Origin of the sequence: Thermohalobaculum sediminis (assembly GCF_023487995.1) — a bacterium.
Classification (GTDB): Bacteria; Pseudomonadota; Alphaproteobacteria; order Rhodobacterales; family Rhodobacteraceae; genus Thermohalobaculum; species Thermohalobaculum sediminis.
Genome location: NZ_JAMFKN010000001.1, coordinates 375,988 through 392,790, shown reverse-complemented (window position 1 = coordinate 392,790; position 16,803 = coordinate 375,988). Strand labels below are relative to the sequence as shown.

Genomic DNA, 16,803 nt, shown 5'->3' with positions numbered 1-16,803 from the left:
ATCTTGATGTGAGACGGATTGCACCCTCGCCGCGGGTGACAGGATCGCGGCACTTGTTGTCTGGAAAAATTGAATGCTAGACTGTCAATTCAAGTTGACGCTTCGCGCGGGCGGCTGGCCGGCGCAGAGGACGGGGGTCCGATATGCCTGCACTCTTCCCATTCTCGGCCATCGTGGGACAGCAGGAGATGAAGGACGCGCTGCTGATCGCCGCGGTCGAGCCCGCGATCGGCGGCGTGCTGGCCTTCGGCGATCGCGGCACCGGCAAATCGACCACGATTCGGGCGCTCGCGGCGCTGTTGCCGCCAATGCGCGCGATCAGGGGCTGCCGCTTCAACTGCGACCCGGACGCGCCCACGTCGTTCTGTCCCGCCTGTGCCGGGGGCGCGGCGGAAGCGGTGGACGTCCCGGTGCCGGTGGTCGACCTGCCGCTGGGGGCGACCGAGGACCGCGTGGTGGGTGCGCTGGACCTCGAGCGCGCCCTGACGACGGGCGAGAAGGCGTTCGAGCCGGGGCTGCTGGCGCGCGCGCATCGCGGGTTTCTGTATATCGACGAGGTGAACCTGCTGGAAGATCACCTGGTGGACCTGCTGCTCGACGTCGCGGCCTCGGGCGAGAACGTGGTCGAGCGGGAGGGTCTTTCCGTGCGGCACCCGGCGCGATTCGTGCTGGTCGGCTCGGGCAACCCCGAGGAAGGCGAACTTCGCCCGCAGTTGCTCGACCGCTTCGGCCTCGCGGTCGAGGTGCGCACACCCGGCGACGTGCCCACGCGGATCGAGGTGGTCCGCCGCCGCGATGCCTTCGAGCGTGACCCCGAGGGGTTCACCGCCCGCTGGGCGGGCGAGGACGCGGAATGCGGCCGACGCATCCTGTCCGCGCGGGCCCGGCTGGGTGGGGTCGAGGTGCCCGATCCGATGCGCGAGCGGTCGGCCGAGCTTTGCATCGGTCTTGGCACCGACGGGCTGCGGGGGGAACTCACGCTGATCCGGGCGGCACGGGCGCTCGCGGCGCTCGAAGGGGCCGGGCGCGTGACCGACAGCCACCTGCGCCGCGTGGCGCCGATGGCGCTGAGGCACCGGCTGCGGCGCAACCCGCTCGACGACACCGGCTCGACGGTGCGGGTCGAGCGCGCGGTGGCCGACCTGCTCGGCGCCTGAGAGGGGCAGGGCGCGATGCGCGACATGGCGGCAGGCGAGCCCGGGGACGGCGGCGGAGCCGCCGCCTGGGGCTTCGCGATCCTCGCCGCCACGGTGCTCGCGGTCGATCCCCACGGACTGGGCGGCGTGCGGCTGCGCGCGCTGCCGGGCCCTGCGCGCGATGCCTTCCTCGACCACCTGCGGCGCCTCTGCCCCGAGGGCGCGCCCTGGCGGCGGGTTCCGCTGGGAGTGGGCGAGGACCGGCTGCTCGGTGGGCTCGATCTCGCGGCGACGCTGGCGGCGGGGCGGCCGGTGGGGCAGGCCGGGCTGATCGCCGAGGCTGATGGCGGGCTCCTGATCCTGCCGGGCGCCGAGCGGTTGCCGCGCAGCGTGGTGGCGCATCTTGCCGCCGCGCTCGACGAGGGGGCGATCCGCATCGAGCGCGAGGGGCTGCGCGCACGCCATGCAGCGCGGCTGGGGGTCGTGGCGCTCGACGAGGGGATCGCGGCGGACGAGGCGCCGGCCGCTGCGCTGACCGACCGGCTGGGCTTCTGGCTCGATCTCGGGGCCGTCTCGATCCGCGATCTCGCGCCGCCCGAGCATGGCCGGGCCGAGATCGATGCCGCGCGCGCGCGTCTCGCGTCGGTCGCGGCGGGCGAGGGGATGGTCGAGGCGCTCTGCGCCACCGCGGCGGTGCTGGGCATCGGATCGCTGCGCGCGCCGCAGATGGCGCTGCGCGCGGCCCGTGCGCTCGCCGCGCTCGACGGTCGCGCGGCGGTGGAGGAGACGGACCTTGCGCTCGCCGTGCAGCTGGTGCTCGCGCCGCGCGCCACGTGCCTGCCCGCGCCGGAGGAGACCGCGCCGCCGCCCGACGAGGCGCCCGAGCCCGAGAGCCCGCCCGAAGCGGCCACCGAGGACGACGCGCGCCCCCTGCCGCCGCTCGACGAGATCCTGCTCGCGGCCGTCGAGGCGGCGCTGCCCGAGGGGGTGCTCGACCGGCTGCGCGCCGGTGCGGCGCGGCCGGGCGGCGGGCAGGGCAAGGCGGGGCAGGTGCGTTCCTCGGTCCTGCGGGGCCGGCCGCTCGGCGCCCGGCGGGGCGAGCCGAGGGGCGGCGCGCGGCTCGCGCTCATCGACACGCTGCGGGCGGCGGCGCCCTGGCAGCCGCTGCGCCAGCGCGCGGGCGGCGCGCTCATCGAGGTGCGACGCGACGACTTCCGCATCCGCCGCTTCCGCGAGCGGGCCGAGACGACGACGCTGTTCGTGGTGGACGCCTCGGGCTCTTCGGCGCTCGCGCGGCTCGCCGAGGCCAAGGGGGCGGTGGAGCTGATGCTGGCCGAGGCCTACCGGCGGCGCGACCACGTGGCGCTGATCAGCTTCCGGGGGCAGGGGGCCGAGCTGGTCCTGCCGCCGACCCGCTCGCTCTTGCGTGCCAAGCGCAGCCTCGCGGGCCTGCCGGGCGGCGGCGGCACGCCGCTCGCCGCGGCGCTCGACGCGGCGGCCGAGGTGGCGGGGGCGGTGGCGCGGCGCGGGCAGACGCCGGTGGTGGTGGTGCTGACCGACGGCAAGGCCAATGTTGCGCGCGACGGGGCGGGCGGGCGTTCCCGCGCGGCCGAGGAGGCGCAGGCCGCGGCCCGGCGCCTCAGGGCCGATGGCGTGAGCTCGATCCTGATCGACACCTCGCCCCGCCCGGCGCCGGAGGCCCGCGCCATCGCGGGGGCGATGGGCGCGAGCTATCTTGCCCTGCCGCGGGCCGACGCCCGGCGGCTCAGCGACGCCGTTCGCGCCGCCTCGCCGGCCGGATGAGGGGCGCGCGATGATGTTCTCGCCCGGCAAGCCCGACTGGACCCGCGAGCGCAGCCGCTGGCCGCATTCGGACGCCAGCCGTTTCATTCGCGCGGGCGGGCTCGAGTGGCACGTGCAGGTGGCGGGCGAGGGGCCGGACCTGCTCATGGCGCACGGCACGGGCGCCGCGGGCATGAGCTGGCGCGACCTGTTCGGGCCGCTCTCGCGCCGCTTCCGGGTGATCGTGCCCGACCTGCCGGGGCATGGCTTCACGCAGACGCCGCCGGTAGGCGGGCTGTCGCTGCCGGGCATGTCGCGGCTCCTCGGCGAGCTGCTGGGCGCGCTGGGTGCTTCGCCTGCGCTGGCGGTGGGGCATTCCGCGGGGGCGGCGATCCTCTGCCGCATGGCGCTGGACGGCCGCATCGCGCCGGGCGCCGTTGTTGCCTTCAACGGCGCCTTCCTGCCGTTCAAGGGGATGGCGGGGCAGGTGTTCCCGCCGCTCGCGCGGCTCCTGGTGCTCAACCCGATCGCGCCGCGCTTCTTCGCGCTGGGAGCGGTGACCGACCCTGCCTCGATCGAGCGGCTGATCCTCGGCACCGGCTCGCGGCTCGACCCCGCGGGCCTCGCGCTCTACCGCCGGCTGATCCGGGCACCGGGCCATGTCGCGGCGGCGCTGCGGATGATGGCGAGCTGGGACCTCGCGCCCCTCGTCGCGGACCTGCCGCGCCTCGGCCCGCCGCTGACGCTGGCGGTGGGCACGGCCGACCGTGCCGTCGACCCTGCCGAGGCGCGCGAGATCGCGGCCCGGGTGCCCGGCGCGCGGGTGGTGGCGCTGCCGGGCCTTGGGCATCTCGCGCACGAGGAAGACCCCGCGCGCGCCCTCGCCCTGATCGCCGAGGCCGCAGCGGGCACGACGCGACCGCAAGGCGGCGGCGGCCCGGATGCCCGCGAGGACGCGGACACCAACGAGAAGGCACGCCAATGACGGCCATCGACCGCTCCCTCCCCAACGACGCGCTGAGGCGCAGGCAGCCCCACGCGGTGGTGATCGGCTCGGGCTTCGGCGGGCTTGCCACCGCCATCCGGCTGGGCGCGCGGGGCTATCGCGTCACCGTGCTGGAGCGCCTCGACACCCCCGGCGGTCGGGCGCGGGTGTTCCGGCAGGACGGCTTCACCTTCGACGCCGGGCCCACGATCATCACCCTGCCCCACCTGCTGGAGGAGCTGTGGGCGCTGGCGGGCAAGCGCCTTTCCGACGACGTGGAATTGCGGGCGATGGACCCCTTCTACCGCATCCGCTTCGACGACGGCAGCCATATCGACTGCTCGGGCGATCCCGAGAAGATGCGGGCCGAGGTCGCGCGCCTGTCGCCCGGCGATGTCGCGGGCTACGAGCGGCTGCTGGTCTCGTCCGAGGAGAAGTTCAGATACGGCTTCCTCAAGCTCGGCACGATGGAGTTCTCGCGCATCCGCACGATGCTGAGGGCGCTGCCGGGCATCCTCGCGCGCGGCGGGCACCGGACCGTGGCGCAGGGGGTCAAGCTGTATCTGCGGGATCCGCGCCTGCAGGTGGCGTTCAGCTACCACCCGCTGCTGATCGGTGGCAATCCGCATGGCACGACAGCCATCTATCTGCTGATCCTCGCGCTGGAACGCCGCTGGGGCGTGCATTTCGCGATGGGTGGCACGGGGGCATTGATCGCCGGCATGGTTCGGCTGGTCGAGGGGCAGGGCAACCGGGTTCGCCTGGGCGCGGACGTGGCCGAGATCCTCGTCAACCGGGGCCGGGCGACCGGCGTGCGGCTGGCGACGGGCGAGGAGATCCCGGCCGACATCGTGGTCTCGAACGCCGATGCGGGCTGGACCTGGCGCCACCTGATCCGGCCCGAGCACCGCAGGCGGTGGACCGACCGAAAGATCGAGGCAGCCGACTACTCGATGGGCCTGTTCGTCTGGTATTTCGGCACCGACCGGCGGTGGGAGGACGTGCACCACCACACGCTGGTGCTGGGGCCGCGCTACAAGGGCCTCTTGGACGACATCTTCCGCCGCAAGCGGCTGGCACAGGATTTCAGCCTCTACCTGCACCGCCCGACCGCGACCGATCCCTCGCTCGCGCCGCCGGGCTGCGACACCTACTATGCCCTGTCGCCGGTGCCGCATCTCGACGGCGGCGTGGACTGGCAGGCCGAGGCCGAGGGCTACCGCGCGCGCATTCAGGCCCGGCTCGAGGAGACCGTGCTGCCGGGGCTGGGCGCGCATGTCGTCAGCCAGCGGGTGGTGACGCCGAACTACTTCCATGACGAGCTTCTGTCGCTCAAGGGCGCGGGCTTCAGCCTCGAGCCCACGCTGTTCCAGTCCGCGTGGTTCCGCCCGCACAACCGGGCCGAGGGGATCGAGCGGCTGTATCTGGTGGGCGCCGGCACGCATCCCGGCGCGGGCGTGCCGGGCGTGCTGACCTCGGCGCAGATCGTCGACGAAATGGTGCCCGATGCGCAAAGCCTGGTCTGAGCTCGCCCTCGCCTCGGCCGGGGATCACGCGGCCTGCCGCGCGATGATCCGGCATGGCTCGAAGTCGTTCCACGCGGCCTCGCTGGTCCTGCCGCGCCGGGTGCGCCAGCCGGCCTATGCGCTCTATGCCTTCTGCCGCGCGGCGGATGATGCGGTCGACCTGGGCGGCCGGGCGGACGCGGTGGCGCGGCTGTCCGAGCGGCTGGCGCGGGTCTATGCGGGGGCGCCCGAGCCGCACCCGGTGGACCGCGCCTTTGCCGACACCGTGGCCCGCCACGCCATCCCCCGCGCGTTGCCCGAGGCGCTGATCGAAGGGCTCGCCTGGGATCTCGCGGGCGGGCGGCGATACGAGACGCTTGCGGACCTCCACGCCTATTCCGCCCGTGTCGCGGGCACGGTGGGCGCGATGATGACGCTGCTGATGGGAGTGCGAGACCGCGCGGCGCTGGCGCGGGCTTGCGATCTCGGCTGCGCCATGCAGCTTTCCAACATCGCGCGCGACGTGGGCGAGGATGCCCGCGCCGGGCGGCTCTACCTGCCGCGCGCGTGGCTGCGCGAGGCCGGGATCGACGCCGATCGCTTCCTCGCCGCGCCGACCTTCGCCCCGGCGCTGGGGCAGGTGGTGTCGCGGCTGCTGGCCGAGGCCGAGCGGCTCTATGACCGCGCCGCCCCCGGCATCGCGATGCTGCCGGCCGACTGCCGTCCGGCGATCGCGGCGGCGCGGCTGATCTACCGCGAGATCGGGCGCGAGGTGGCGGCGCGGGGCTTCGATTCCGTCGCCTCGCGGGCGGTGGTGGGGCGGGGGCGCAAGCTCGGACTGCTGGCAGCAGCGAGCCTCGGCGCACGGCTGCCGGTGGCCGGCGCACGCGGCCTCGCGCCGCTCGACGAGACGCGATTCCTGGTGGAGGCGGTCGAGCCGCAGCCGGTCTGGGCCGCGCGCCCACGCAGCGTGGGGCGGGTGATGTGGACCATCGAGATGCTGCTCGAGCAGGGGCGCCGCACGCGTGGGCCGGACTCGGGGGCCATCCGGATCGTGCGGGGCTGAGGGTTTCGACGGGCCGCGACGGGCCGCCCGCCCGGCGCTTGCGCTGCCCCGGCCGTCGAGCCGGGGTCTCCGTGTCCCCCCCTGGGGTGACGATGCGGTGCTCGGCGAGGCCCCGGGTCAGGCCGGGGGCGGCGCGGGAAAACGGGCCCATGGCACAAAACCATGGCACAAAAAAAGAACCCCGGGACAAGCCCGGGGTTTAGGATAAGGCGCCGATCGGGGACTTGACCGGCGCCGCCTGGGAGACTGTTCGCGCCGAGGGTTACTCGGCGGCCTGGCGCGCGGCTGCCGTTTCCTGCGCCTCGAGATACCAGGCCTGCGCGGCCCCGACGCCCGAGCCGAGATCGACCCGGCAGCCCGCATCCCTCAGCGACATCTCGGCGAGCGAAAGGGCCGTGAGGCACATACCCTCGTTCAGATCGCCCAGATGGCCGATGCGGAAGACCTTGCCCATGACCTTGGAAAGGCCGGTGCCAAACGAGATCGAATACTTGGCATAGCCCGCCCTGATCACGTTGCGCGCGTCGATCCCCTCGGGGACCATGATGGCCGACACGGTGTCCGACTGCCACTCCGGCCCCTTGGCGCAGAGCCTGAGACCCCAGGCATCGACCGCGCGGCGCACGCCCTCGGCCAGGCGGTAGTGGCGGGCAAAGACGTTCTCGAGCCCTTCGCGCTCGATCCGGGCGAGCGAGGCCTTCAGCCCATGGAACAGCTGGGTCGGCGGCGTGTAGGGGAAATAGCCATCATCGTTCACCTTCATCATGTCGACGAAGTCGAAGTAGCACCGCTTCATGGTCGCGGTCTTGGAGGCCTCGAGCGCGCGCTGCGAGACGCCCAGCATCGACAGGCCCGCCGGCAGCATGAAGCCCTTCTGCGAGCCCGCCACGGCGAGGTCGACGCCCCACTCGTCCATGCGGAAGTCGATCGAGCCGATCGAGGACACGCCATCGACGAACAGCATCGCCGGGTGGCCGGCCGCGTCGAGCACGCGCCGCACCGCCGCCACGTCCGAGGTCACGCCCGTCGCGGTCTCGTTCTGCGTGGCGAACACGGCCTTGATGGCGTGCGTCCTGTCGGCCTCGAGCACCCGCGCGTAGGCGTCGAGCGGCACGCCTGTGCCCCACTCGCAGTCGATCACGTGGACGTCGAGGCCGAGGCGCTCGGCCATGTCGACCCAAAGGTGGCTGAACTGGCCGAAGCGGCTCATCAGCACCTTGTCGCCGGGGTTCAGCGTGTTGGTGATCGCCGCCTCCCAGGCGCCGGTGCCCGACGAGGGATACATGAAGATGCGCCCGGTCTCGGTCTTGAAGACGCGCTTGAGGCCCGCGAAGAGGGGCTTGGTCAGGTCGCCGAAGTCGGGCGCGCGCATGTCCTGCATGGGCACGTTCATCGCCTGTCGGACATCCTCGGGGATGTTGGTCGGCCCCGGGATGAAGAGATGCGCAAAACCGGTCTTCATGGCGTCTTCCCCTATTTCCCATTGATCTGTCGTTGGCCGGTCGCGGCGCCTTGGCCGCTCCTGCTGGTATGCCAATTAGCAACGGCAGCCCGCTGCGGCCAGTGAAACAGGGTTGGCAAGTTGTAAGTGTTGCTTACAAACTTGACATGTGTAAATCTTGTAACCGTCCTTCCGCAAAGTGGAAGAACACCGGCCTCCGCGCGGCCATTTCGCCGCAGCCGGCCGGCTGCTGACAGAGGGGCGCAAGCCATGAAGGCACAGAAGAATTTCATCGGGCCGCGGCTGCGTCAGCTGAGGCGCGAGCATCGCCAGACGCAGGCCGAAATGGCCCGCGCGCTGGGGCTGAGTTCGGCCTATGTGAACCTTCTCGAGAACAACCAGCGCTCGGTCTCGGTACAGGTGCTGATGAAGCTCTCCGAGGTCTATGGCGTCGACTGGCGCGACATCGTCAAGGACGACGGGCCGACGCAACTGGCGGACTTGCGCAACGTGGTGCAGGACCCGCTGTTCTCGCAGACCCGCCCCGACATCGAGGAGCTGCGCGCGGCGCTCGACCACGCGCCGCGGCTGGCGCACTCCTTTATCACCCTGCACAAGAGCTATCGCCAGCTGACCGAGCGGCTGCTCTCGGTCACCGAGGGCGACAAGGACACCGCCCGGCGCCTTCTGGGCACCAACCCCGAGACGGTGGTGCACGACCTGTTCCGCCAGCACCGCAACCATTTCGAGCCGCTGGAGGACGCCGCCGACGATTTCCGCGAGGGCGAGGAGGTCGAGCTGGACGAGTTCTACGTCTACCTCAAGCGCCGGCTCGACCGGAAGCACGGCATCACCTCGCAAGTGGTGCCAGTGGCCGCCATGCCCAACGCGCTGCGCTATTACGACGAGACCGAGCGGCGCATCCTGCTGAGCCAGGGCCTCGACTACCCGAACCGGGTGTTCCAGCTCACCCACATGCTGGGCCTGATCGAGCATCGCGACGCGATGGACAGGCTGATCGAGGGCGCCGGGATCAAGGGCGCGCGCGAGCAGGCTCGCTGCCGGGTCGAGCTTGCGAACTACTTCGCCGCCGCCGTGCTGATGCCCTATGACCGCGTGCTGCGCGAGGCCGATCGCACCGGCTACGACATCGACCAGATCGCCGCGCGCTTCGGCGTGAGCTTCGAGCAGGTCTGCCACCGGTTGACGACGCTGGGGCGCGAGGGGCGCGCGGGCGTGCCGTTCTTCTTCATGCGCATCGACAAGGCCGGGAACGTCACCAAGCGGTTCAACGCCACCGCCTTCCACCTGGCGCAATATGGCGGCGCCTGCCCGCGGCTCGACATCCACGTGTCGTTCCGCACGCCGGGGCGCGTCATCCCGCAATTCGTGGAAATGCCCGACGGGTCGCGCTACTTCACCATCAACCGCACGGTGGACCGCCCGGTGCTCGCGCGGCAGACGCAGGACAACCGGCTGGCCGTGACCCTTGGCTGCGCCATCGAGCATGCCGCGAAGCTGACCTACGCGGCGTCGTTCCAGATGGGGGACCCGGGGCTGTTCACGCCGATCGGCATCAACTGCCGGCTCTGCCCGCGTCAGCACTGCGCCCAGCGAGCGCACCAGCCGGTGCACCTCGAGCTTCCCATCGACGTGCACCGCCGGGGCGAGACGCGGTTCGAGAGCTGAGGCGAGGCAGGCGAGATGGATGCAACGATCTACGGGCTGATCGAGATCGTGGTGTTCTTCGGCGGCATCCTGGCCTTCTGCCTGTGGCAGCTGCGCGTCGTCCGCCGCTCGATCGCCGAGGACAAGGCGCGCAATCAAGCGGATGGTGGGCAACCCGCGCCGCCCGCCCGGCGCAGCGCCGAGGATGTGTTCTGGGACACGGTCGCCCGGCCGCCCCGGCGCGACTGAGCCCGCGGGCGCGCATGGTGTCGCGGGCCGCAAGCCTGCGCTTGCCACCGCGCCCGTCGCGCCTTAGGTGACGGCGCAGACACCCGCGGTCGGCGGTTTCGGAGGGACGCGATGATCGGCAGGCTCAACCACGTGGCGATCGCGGTGCCCGACCTCGACGCGGCGGCGGCGCAGTATCGCGACACGCTGGGCGCCAGGGTCGGCGCGCCGCAGGACGAGCCCGATCATGGCGTGACGGTGGTGTTCATCGAGCTCCCCAACACCAAGATCGAGCTTCTGCATCCGCTGGGCGAGAACTCGCCGATCAAGGGGTTCCTCGAGAAGAACCCGTCGGGCGGCATCCATCACATCTGCTACGAGGTCGAGGACATCATCGCCGCGCGCGACCGGCTGACGGCCGCGGGCGCGCGCGTGCTGGGGACGGGCGAGCCGAAGATCGGCGCGCATGGCAAGCCGGTGCTGTTCCTGCACCCCAAGGACTTCACCGGCACGCTGGTCGAGCTGGAGCAGGTCTGAGATGTCGATCACCTCGGCCATCGTGCTCTTCGCCATCGTCTGGGCGCTGGTGTTCTACATGGTCAACCCGCTGTGGCAGGTGAGCCAGCGCGAGGCGGGCGAGATCGTGCCCGGCACGCCCGAAAGCGCGCCCGTCGACCCCATGCTCCGCAAGAAGGCGATCATCACCACGATCGTCGCAGCCGCGCTGTTCGGGCTCATCTACTGGGTGATCGAATACCAGGTGGTCACGCTGGACGATCTGAGCTGGATCGAGCCTCCGGCGCGGCCCTGAGTCCCGCTGGCGGGGCGCTCTCGACGATCTCGACCGATGCGGTGGCGACGCGGCGCGCGAGGTCGCGGCGGCGGCTGACGGGCAGCCAGTCGAACAGCAGGGTTTCGAGCGGCTTCCAGCAGACAACCCAGCCGAGGATCGCGAGTCCGGTCGAGACGAACTCGGCCATCGGCCCGTCGCCCATCACGGCCGTGGCGACGCGGGCGAGCACGAGGCAGACGGCGAGAAGCGGCAGGCTGATCGCGAGATAGCGCCAGCCCAGCCGGAACAGATCGCGCCGCTCGGCCTCGGCGCTCGCGGCGACGGTGGTGAAATGGTTGGCGACGGCGGTGCCCAGGTCGGCGGCCCGGGCCTCGGCCGCCTCGGGCGGCGGCAGGTGGATGCGCAGCACCAGCGGCGCGTGGCGTGGCAGTTCGCGCGCCCAGCCCATGACGTAGGCCTCGGCCTGCCGGTCGAGGTCGCGCTCGTGAAAGGGCGAGGGGTCGAGCGACTCGAAGAGCTGGCCCAGCGTGCGGAGCCGGATCTCGACGACGGCGGGCTCCTGCGGCGTCGCCATCCCGCCCGCTCCCCCTCAGCCGCGCATCCGCAGGCGGTGGACTTGATGGGTGAATGTGGCGACGCCCAGCACCGGCACGATCAGGTTCAGCACCGGCACCGTCAGCGGCACGGTCATCAGCGTCCCCGCGATCCATGCCCGCAGCCAGTGGCGGCGGCGCAGCGCCTCGGCCTCGCGCGGCTGCATGTGGCGCTCGGCGACGAGCTGGAAATACTCGCGCCCCAGCAGGTAGCCGTTGACCGCGACGAAGACGAAGGGCGCAAGCGGTCCCGAGAGCAGATAGACCACGAGGCCCGCGATGTTCACCGCCACCACCACCGCGGTGAAGCGCAGTGCCGAGAGGGCGCTGGCAAGGATCCCCGCGCCCGGCGTGTCGGCAAGCTCGGGGTAGTGCTTGCGCTCGACCGCGTCGGCGATGCGGTCGAGGAACAGGTTCACGAAGGCCGCCGCGACCGGGATCATCAGGAAGGACGAGGCAAACAGCACCGCCCCCGCCGCGAGCCCCTGCAACCCCGCGACCGGCAGGCCGACCTCGCCCACCAGCGGCAGATGCAGCGTCTGGGGCAGGAAGCCCGCGACCCAGCCCGCCCCGGCGGCGAACAGCACCAGCAGCCCAAGCGTCAGCCCCAGCGACATCCCCAGCACGCCGAGGAACCGCCGGTCCCCCAGCTGCGCCAGCGCCTTGAGGAAATCGCCGATCAGAGCCATGTGGTCAGTGCCTCGGTGTCCGGGCGGGGCCGGTCGGCCGGCACGAGGGTCTCGCGGCCAATATGGACGAAGCCCGCGACCCACTCGCCGGGTGCGGCGCCCAGCGTGGCGCCCAGGAAGGCCGCGTCGCGCGCCAGCGGCCCGGTCAGCCAGTTCGCCCCCCAGCCCGCCGCGAGCGCCGCGTTCAGCAGCGAGAGGCACACGGCGCCGGCGGACATCGTCTGCTCCCAGTCAGGGATCTTGTCGGAAGCCTTGGGCGAGGCGATGACGGCCACGATCACCGCGCCTTGCGCGAAGGCGGCGGCGGTCTTGTCCACGGCCGCCGTGTCGAGGCCCAGCGCTCCGGCCCGGTCGCGCGCGGCCTGCGCCACCCGCGCGCGCGCATCGCCCGCGATCACCACGAAGCGCCAGGGCTCGAGCTTGCCGTGATCGGGGCAGCGCGCGGCCGCGGTGAGCAGGGTGACGAGTACCTCGCGCCCCGGTCCCTCGTCCGCCAGCGTCTTCGCGGGCCGCGAGCGGCGGGTCAGCAGGAAGTCGAGCACCTCGGGGCGCGCGTGCAGGCGGGTGGGCTCGGGCATGGTCTCTCCGGTCAGCCGGTGGCGACGAGGATCGGGCGGGTGAGGTCCGACAGCCGCCGGCGCTGGCGGCCCTCGGCGTCAAAATTGGCGGGGTCGAGCCAGGTCTCGAAGGCGGCCTTCAGCACGGGCCATTCGGCGTCGATCGAGGCATACCAGGCGGTGTCACGGTTGCGGCCCTTGACCACTGTGGCCTGCCGGAAGACCCCCTCGTAGGACAGGCCAAGCCGCAGCGCCGCCCGGCGCGAAGGGGCGTTCAGCGCGTCGCATTTCCACTCGTAGCGCCGATAGCCCGCCTCGAAGGCCCAGGCCATCATCAGGAACATCGCCTCGGTGGCACCGGGGCGGCCCTGAAGGCGGGGCGAGAAGTTGATGTGCCCGACCTCGATCGAGCCCGAGGCGGGCGCGATGCGCAGGTATGAGGCGACGCCCAAGGGGCCCTCGGCATTGTCGACGATGGCGTAGAACAGGGGATCGGGGTGGCGGCTCATCTCGCTCACCCAGTCCTCGTAGGCCGCGAGCGTGGCGAAGGGGCCGTAGGGCAGGTAGGTCCAGTTCTCGGCCGAGGTATTGGCGGCGTGGAGGGCGGCCGCATGGTCCACCGTCAGCGGCTCGAGCCGCACCAGCCGGCCCTGCATGACGCGCCGCCCGGGCGCGAGAGGCGGGGTCCAGCCGGGCAGGGGCGCGCCGGTCGGTTGCTGCGTGGCGGTCACGGGTTGGCACCTCCGGATTCGGACCCCGTCACTATGGCGAGGCGGTCGGGAAGGTCCAGCCCCTGCGGGAATGCGAGCCGGGGGCGAAGCGGTCGCCGGCCTGCGAGCCGGCGGCGCTGCGCGCCGATGCCGCGCGTGCCGGTCCGATGTGCCCGCCGCAGATTTCCTGCGCGGCCCCGCAGGTATCCCCGCGCTGCCCCGGCACCCGAGGCCGGGGCAGCGCGCGACGGGAGGGCGCGGTGCGCCCTGCGAGCGGCGCCGGACGCGCCGCGCTCCGCCTCACTCGCGCGGCATCAGGCGCAGGCCAAGCTCCCGCAACTGCTGGGCGGTGACCTCCGACGGGGCGCCCATCATAAGGTCCTCGGCGCGCTGGTTCATCGGGAACATGATGACCTCTCGGATGTTCTCGGCGTCCGCCAGCAGCATCACGATCCGGTCGATGCCGGGCGCGATACCGCCATGCGGGGGGGCGCCGAACTTGAAGGCGCTGATCATGCCGCCGAAATGGCTGTCCACGAAGGCGCGGTCATGGCCCACGATCTCGAAGGCCTTGTACATGATCTCGGGCTTGTGGTTCCGGATCGCGCCGGACGAGAGTTCCACCCCGTTGCAGACGATGTCGTACTGGAAGCCCTTGATGTCGAGCGGGTCGAGCTTTTCCAGCGCTTCGAGCCCGCCTTGCGGCATCGAGAACGGGTTGTGCGAGAAGTCGAGAGTCCTGGTCTCCTCGTCCCACTCGTACATCGGGAAATCGACGATCCAGCAGAACTTGAACTCGGCCTTCCAGTCGTCGTTGGGCTGGGTCTCGGCCCAGATCACGTTGCGCGCGCGGCCCGCCACGTCGAGGAACGACGCGGGCTTGCCGGCGAGGAAGAAGGCGGCATCGCCCGCGCCGAGGCCGAGCTGGGTGCGGATCGCCTCGGTCCGCTCGTCGCCGATGTTCTTGGCCACGGGGCCCGCGCCGACGACGGCGCCGCCTTCCTCACGCCAGAAGATATAGCCCATCCCCGGCAGGCCCTGTTTCTGCGCCCAGGCGTTCATGCGGTCGCAGAAGGCGCGGCTGCCGCCCTTGGGGGCGGGGATCGCGCGGACCTCGTTCCCGGGGCTCTCGAGCATCTGCGCGAAGATCTTGAAGCCCGACCCCGCGAAGTGTTCCGACACCACCTGCATCTCGATCGGGTTGCGCAGGTCGGGCTTGTCCGAGCCGTATTTCAGCATCGCCTCGGCGTAAGGGATGCGAGGGAACACCTTCGTCACCGGGCGGCCGCCGCCAAATTCCTCGAAGATGCCGCGCATCACCGGCTCGATGGCCTGGAAGACGTCCTCCTGCTCGACGAAGCTCATCTCCATGTCGAGCTGGTAGAACTCGCCGGGCGAGCGGTCGGCGCGGGGGTCCTCGTCGCGGAAGCAGGGGGCGATCTGGAAATAGCGGTCGAAGCCCGCGATCATGCAGAGCTGCTTGAACTGCTGCGGCGCCTGCGGCAGCGCGTAGAACTTGCCGGGGTGCAGGCGCGAGGGCACGAGGAAGTCGCGCGCGCCCTCGGGCGACGAGGCGGTCAGGATCGGCGTCTGGAACTCGGTGAAGCCCTGCTCGGTCATGCGCCGGCGGATCGAGGCGATCACGCCCGCGCGCAGCATGATGTTCTGGTGCAGCTTCTCGCGGCGCAGGTCGAGGAAGCGGTAGCGCAGGCGGGTTTCCTCGGGGTAGTCCACCTCCCCGAACACCGGCAGCGGCAACTCCTCGGCGGCGCTCAGGACCTCGAGCTCGCGGGCATAGACCTCGATCTCGCCAGTCGTGATCTTGGGGTTCACCAGCTCGGCTCCGCGGGCCTTGACCACGCCATCGACGCGGATCACCCACTCGCTGCGGACCTTCTCGGCCGCGGCGAAGGCGGGGCTGTCGGGGTCGGCGATCACCTGCGTGATGCCGTAATGGTCGCGCAGGTCGATGAACAGCACGCCGCCATGGTCGCGCACCCGGTGTACCCAGCCGGAGAGGCGCACCTCGTCACCGACATGCGCCTTGTTCAGCGCGGCGCAGGTATGGCTGCGATAGGCGTGCATCTCATCGTCCTCCGGGGCGTGCCGAGCGGGCAGGGGTCGGGGCGCGATAGACCGCGTTCGGGGCCGGGCTGTCAAGGGGCGCGCGGGGACCGCCTCAGCGCATGATCGCCCCGTGGTAGAAGAAGATCCCCAGCCCGGTGGTGAACACGATCTGCCCCGCCACCGCGTGCAGAAGGCAGGCGAGCAGGAACGAGCGGTGCCGCATGTAGGCCCAGGCGAACACCGCGCCGCCGATGGCGGTCATCGAAATGGTGATCCAGTTGAGGAAGAACAGGTGCCCCAGCCCGAAGGCCGCCGCGTTCGCCACCACCGCCGTGCCGACATTGGGAAACAGCACGCCATAGCGGCGGAAGAACAGGGGGCGGAAGATCAGCTCCTGCGGCAGGACCGAGGCGATGGGATAGGCCAGCATGATCGCCAGCCACAGCTCGGGCCGGTGGCGCGGCAGTTCGAGGAAGCGCTCGGGCACCATGATCAGCGCGACGGCGGCGCAGGCCAGCGCGACCAGCACCGAGAAGCCGAGGATGAGGCGCCACTCGTAGAGCACCGGCCCCTCGATCAGCTCGCGGAAACGGAAGCCGGGCGTGAAGGCGAGCAGGATCACCGATGCCCCGGAAAGCCCGATCAGCACCGGGAACAGCGGATACTGGCCGAAGAACGCGACCATCAGGAGCGGTGTGCCGACGAAGAGCGCGAGGAACTCGGCCCAGAGGCGGGCGCGCCGCGCGGGTGTGGGTGCCGCCGCCGCGGCGCTGGACGTGAGGACCTCGCTCATGCCGGTGGATATGTCCCGGCGCCCCTGCCGCTTCAAGCCGCCTGCGCGCGTCGCGGGCGCGGTCGCGCGATTGCGCGCGGCGGGCCGGAACGCGAAGGGGCGCCCGCGGGGGCGCCCCTCTGGTCCCCGGTGCGTCCCTGGCCTCAGCTCCGCTCGGTCGCGGGCGTGATGCGGATCTCGACGCGGCGGTTCTGGGCGCGGCCCTCGGGCGTCTCGTTCGAGGCGATCGGCTGGCTTTCGCCGACGCCATAGGCCGAGATGCGCGAGGGCGTGATGCCGCGCGCGCGCAGTTCGGTCGCCACGGTGTTGGCGCGCCGGTCCGACAGGGCCTGGTTCGACGCGTCCGACCCCACCGAGTCGGTGTGGCCGATCACGTCCACATAGCTCTGCGGATAGCGCTGGAGGGTGCGCGCGACGTCCGAGATGATCGGGTAGAAGCCGGGCTGCAGCTCGGCCGAGCCTGTGCGGAAGGTCACGTTCTCGGGCAGGCTGACATAGAGCGCATCGCCCTGCTGGTAGACGTCGGCGCCGGTCCCCTGGAGGTCGCGCTCGAGCTCGCGCTTCTGGCTGTCGAGATACTGGCCCACCGCGGCGCCGGCAAGAAGGCCGATGCCCGCGCCCACCAGCGCGTTGCGGTAGTCGTTGCCGCCCACCAGCGTGCCCAGCGCGGCACCGGCGAGCGCGCCGCCCGCGGCTCCCGCGGCTGTGCGCGGGTTCTGGTCGACCGTCTCGCAGGCGACGAGGGCGGTGCAGCAGGTCAGGGCAATCAGGGTCTTTTTCATTCGGGGAA

Annotated in this window: 17 protein-coding genes; 9 read left to right on the top strand and 8 right to left on the bottom strand. The window is 71.7% G+C overall.

Going from position 1 to position 16,803, the window contains the following annotated elements:
* The first annotated feature begins 143 nt into the window (after positions 1-143).
* The 5 genes from bchI to M1105_RS01835 are packed head-to-tail and all read left to right on the top strand — an operon-like array spanning position 144 to position 6,474.
* The gene (gene bchI, locus M1105_RS01855; RefSeq protein ID WP_249578645.1) at positions 144-1,157 is read left to right on the top strand and encodes a magnesium chelatase ATPase subunit I; all 1,014 of its coding nucleotides are present in this window, start codon (positions 144-146) and stop codon (positions 1,155-1,157) included.
* Positions 1,158-1,172: 15 nt separating this feature from the next.
* A complete protein-coding gene (locus tag M1105_RS01850) occupies positions 1,173-2,939 on the top strand; it encodes a magnesium chelatase subunit D (RefSeq protein WP_319936755.1) in 1,767 nt (588 codons plus the stop codon).
* 10 nt (positions 2,940-2,949) lie between these two features.
* On the top strand, positions 2,950-3,903 hold the full coding sequence (gene bchO, locus M1105_RS01845) for an alpha/beta fold hydrolase BchO (RefSeq protein WP_249578644.1): 954 nt from the start codon (positions 2,950-2,952) through the stop codon (positions 3,901-3,903).
* On the top strand, positions 3,900-5,429 hold the full coding sequence (locus tag M1105_RS01840; RefSeq protein ID WP_249578643.1) for a phytoene desaturase: 1,530 nt from the start codon (positions 3,900-3,902) through the stop codon (positions 5,427-5,429). The genes bchO and M1105_RS01840 overlap by 4 nt, the downstream gene beginning before the upstream one ends.
* Positions 5,410-6,474 (top strand): phytoene/squalene synthase family protein, encoded by a 1,065-nt coding sequence (locus M1105_RS01835; RefSeq protein ID WP_249578642.1) that lies wholly within the window; start codon positions 5,410-5,412, stop codon positions 6,472-6,474. The genes M1105_RS01840 and M1105_RS01835 overlap by 20 nt, the downstream gene beginning before the upstream one ends.
* A 262-nt stretch (positions 6,475-6,736) precedes the next feature.
* On the opposite strand, the gene M1105_RS01830 is transcribed toward M1105_RS01835, so the two are convergent.
* Positions 6,737-7,936, bottom strand: a complete 1,200-nt coding sequence (locus M1105_RS01830; RefSeq protein WP_249578641.1) for an aminotransferase class V-fold PLP-dependent enzyme — start codon at positions 7,934-7,936, stop codon at positions 6,737-6,739.
* Positions 7,937-8,185: 249 nt separating this feature from the next.
* On the opposite strand from M1105_RS01830, the gene M1105_RS01825 reads away from it, so the two are divergent.
* The 4 genes from M1105_RS01825 (at position 8,186) to M1105_RS01810 (ending at position 10,622) form a co-directional block, all read left to right on the top strand.
* Positions 8,186-9,604, top strand: coding sequence for a helix-turn-helix domain-containing protein (locus tag M1105_RS01825; protein WP_249578640.1), 1,419 nt, complete (start codon positions 8,186-8,188; stop codon positions 9,602-9,604).
* A gap of 15 nt (positions 9,605-9,619) precedes the next feature.
* Complete coding sequence (locus M1105_RS01820; RefSeq protein WP_249578639.1) at positions 9,620-9,832, top strand: hypothetical protein; 213 nt, start codon at positions 9,620-9,622, stop codon at positions 9,830-9,832.
* A gap of 111 nt (positions 9,833-9,943) precedes the next feature.
* Positions 9,944-10,348: a methylmalonyl-CoA epimerase gene (gene mce / locus M1105_RS01815; RefSeq protein ID WP_249578638.1), complete on the top strand. Its 405-nt coding sequence runs from the start codon at positions 9,944-9,946 to the stop codon at positions 10,346-10,348.
* Position 10,349: 1 nt separating this feature from the next.
* Positions 10,350-10,622: a DUF1467 family protein gene (locus tag M1105_RS01810; protein ID WP_249578637.1), complete on the top strand. Its 273-nt coding sequence runs from the start codon at positions 10,350-10,352 to the stop codon at positions 10,620-10,622.
* Here the strand turns inward: M1105_RS01810 and M1105_RS01805 are convergent.
* From M1105_RS01805 to M1105_RS01775, 7 genes are all read right to left on the bottom strand, one after another.
* A complete protein-coding gene (locus tag M1105_RS01805; protein WP_249578636.1) occupies positions 10,576-11,178 on the bottom strand; it encodes a hypothetical protein in 603 nt (200 codons plus the stop codon). The two genes, M1105_RS01810 and M1105_RS01805, sit on opposite strands and share 47 nt — an antisense overlap.
* Positions 11,179-11,193: 15 nt before the next feature.
* Entirely contained in the window at positions 11,194-11,886 is a 693-nt protein-coding gene (locus tag M1105_RS01800) for an EI24 domain-containing protein (protein ID WP_249578635.1), read from the bottom strand.
* On the bottom strand, positions 11,877-12,464 hold the full coding sequence (locus M1105_RS01795) for a nitroreductase family protein (protein WP_249578634.1): 588 nt from the start codon (positions 12,462-12,464) through the stop codon (positions 11,877-11,879). Before M1105_RS01795 ends, M1105_RS01800 begins: the two co-directional genes overlap by 10 nt.
* An 11-nt stretch (positions 12,465-12,475) precedes the next feature.
* Positions 12,476-13,174 (bottom strand): GNAT family N-acetyltransferase, encoded by a 699-nt coding sequence (locus M1105_RS01790; protein WP_249578633.1) that lies wholly within the window; start codon positions 13,172-13,174, stop codon positions 12,476-12,478.
* 279 nt (positions 13,175-13,453) lie between these two features.
* Complete coding sequence (aspS, locus tag M1105_RS01785; protein ID WP_249578632.1) at positions 13,454-15,238, bottom strand: aspartate--tRNA ligase; 1,785 nt, start codon at positions 15,236-15,238, stop codon at positions 13,454-13,456.
* 94 nt (positions 15,239-15,332) lie between these two features.
* Positions 15,333-16,013 carry a CPBP family intramembrane glutamic endopeptidase gene (locus M1105_RS01780; protein ID WP_249578631.1) on the bottom strand — a complete coding sequence of 227 codons (681 nt, stop codon included), beginning with the start codon at positions 16,011-16,013 and terminating at the stop codon, positions 15,333-15,335.
* Positions 16,014-16,156: 143 nt separating this feature from the next.
* On the bottom strand, positions 16,157-16,795 hold the full coding sequence (locus M1105_RS01775) for an OmpA family protein (RefSeq protein ID WP_249578630.1): 639 nt from the start codon (positions 16,793-16,795) through the stop codon (positions 16,157-16,159).
* Between the last annotated feature and the right edge of the window lie 8 nt (positions 16,796-16,803).

Bases quoted from the DNA above. Each gene is read 5' to 3' on its own strand.
- M1105_RS01830 (WP_249578641.1), bottom strand. From the start codon at position 7,936: ATGAAGACCGGTTTTGCGCATCTCTTCATCCCGGGGCCGACCAACATC.
- M1105_RS01800 (WP_249578635.1), bottom strand. From the start codon at position 11,886: ATGGCTCTGATCGGCGATTTCCTCAAGGCGCTGGCGCAGCTGGGGGAC.
- M1105_RS01820 (WP_249578639.1), top strand. From the start codon at position 9,620: ATGGATGCAACGATCTACGGGCTGATCGAGATCGTGGTGTTCTTCGGC.
- aspS (WP_249578632.1), bottom strand. From the start codon at position 15,238: ATGCACGCCTATCGCAGCCATACCTGCGCCGCGCTGAACAAGGCGCAT.
- M1105_RS01780 (WP_249578631.1), bottom strand. From the start codon at position 16,013: ATGAGCGAGGTCCTCACGTCCAGCGCCGCGGCGGCGGCACCCACACCC.
- bchO (WP_249578644.1), top strand. From the start codon at position 2,950: ATGATGTTCTCGCCCGGCAAGCCCGACTGGACCCGCGAGCGCAGCCGC.
- M1105_RS01810 (WP_249578637.1), top strand. From the start codon at position 10,350: ATGTCGATCACCTCGGCCATCGTGCTCTTCGCCATCGTCTGGGCGCTG.
- mce (WP_249578638.1), top strand. From the start codon at position 9,944: ATGATCGGCAGGCTCAACCACGTGGCGATCGCGGTGCCCGACCTCGAC.
- M1105_RS01850 (WP_319936755.1), top strand. From the start codon at position 1,173: ATGCGCGACATGGCGGCAGGCGAGCCCGGGGACGGCGGCGGAGCCGCC.
- bchI (WP_249578645.1), top strand. From the start codon at position 144: ATGCCTGCACTCTTCCCATTCTCGGCCATCGTGGGACAGCAGGAGATG.
- M1105_RS01840 (WP_249578643.1), top strand. From the start codon at position 3,900: ATGACGGCCATCGACCGCTCCCTCCCCAACGACGCGCTGAGGCGCAGG.
- M1105_RS01795 (WP_249578634.1), bottom strand. From the start codon at position 12,464: ATGCCCGAGCCCACCCGCCTGCACGCGCGCCCCGAGGTGCTCGACTTC.
- M1105_RS01805 (WP_249578636.1), bottom strand. From the start codon at position 11,178: ATGGCGACGCCGCAGGAGCCCGCCGTCGTCGAGATCCGGCTCCGCACG.
- M1105_RS01825 (WP_249578640.1), top strand. From the start codon at position 8,186: ATGAAGGCACAGAAGAATTTCATCGGGCCGCGGCTGCGTCAGCTGAGG.
- M1105_RS01835 (WP_249578642.1), top strand. From the start codon at position 5,410: ATGCGCAAAGCCTGGTCTGAGCTCGCCCTCGCCTCGGCCGGGGATCAC.
- M1105_RS01775 (WP_249578630.1), bottom strand. From the start codon at position 16,795: ATGAAAAAGACCCTGATTGCCCTGACCTGCTGCACCGCCCTCGTCGCC.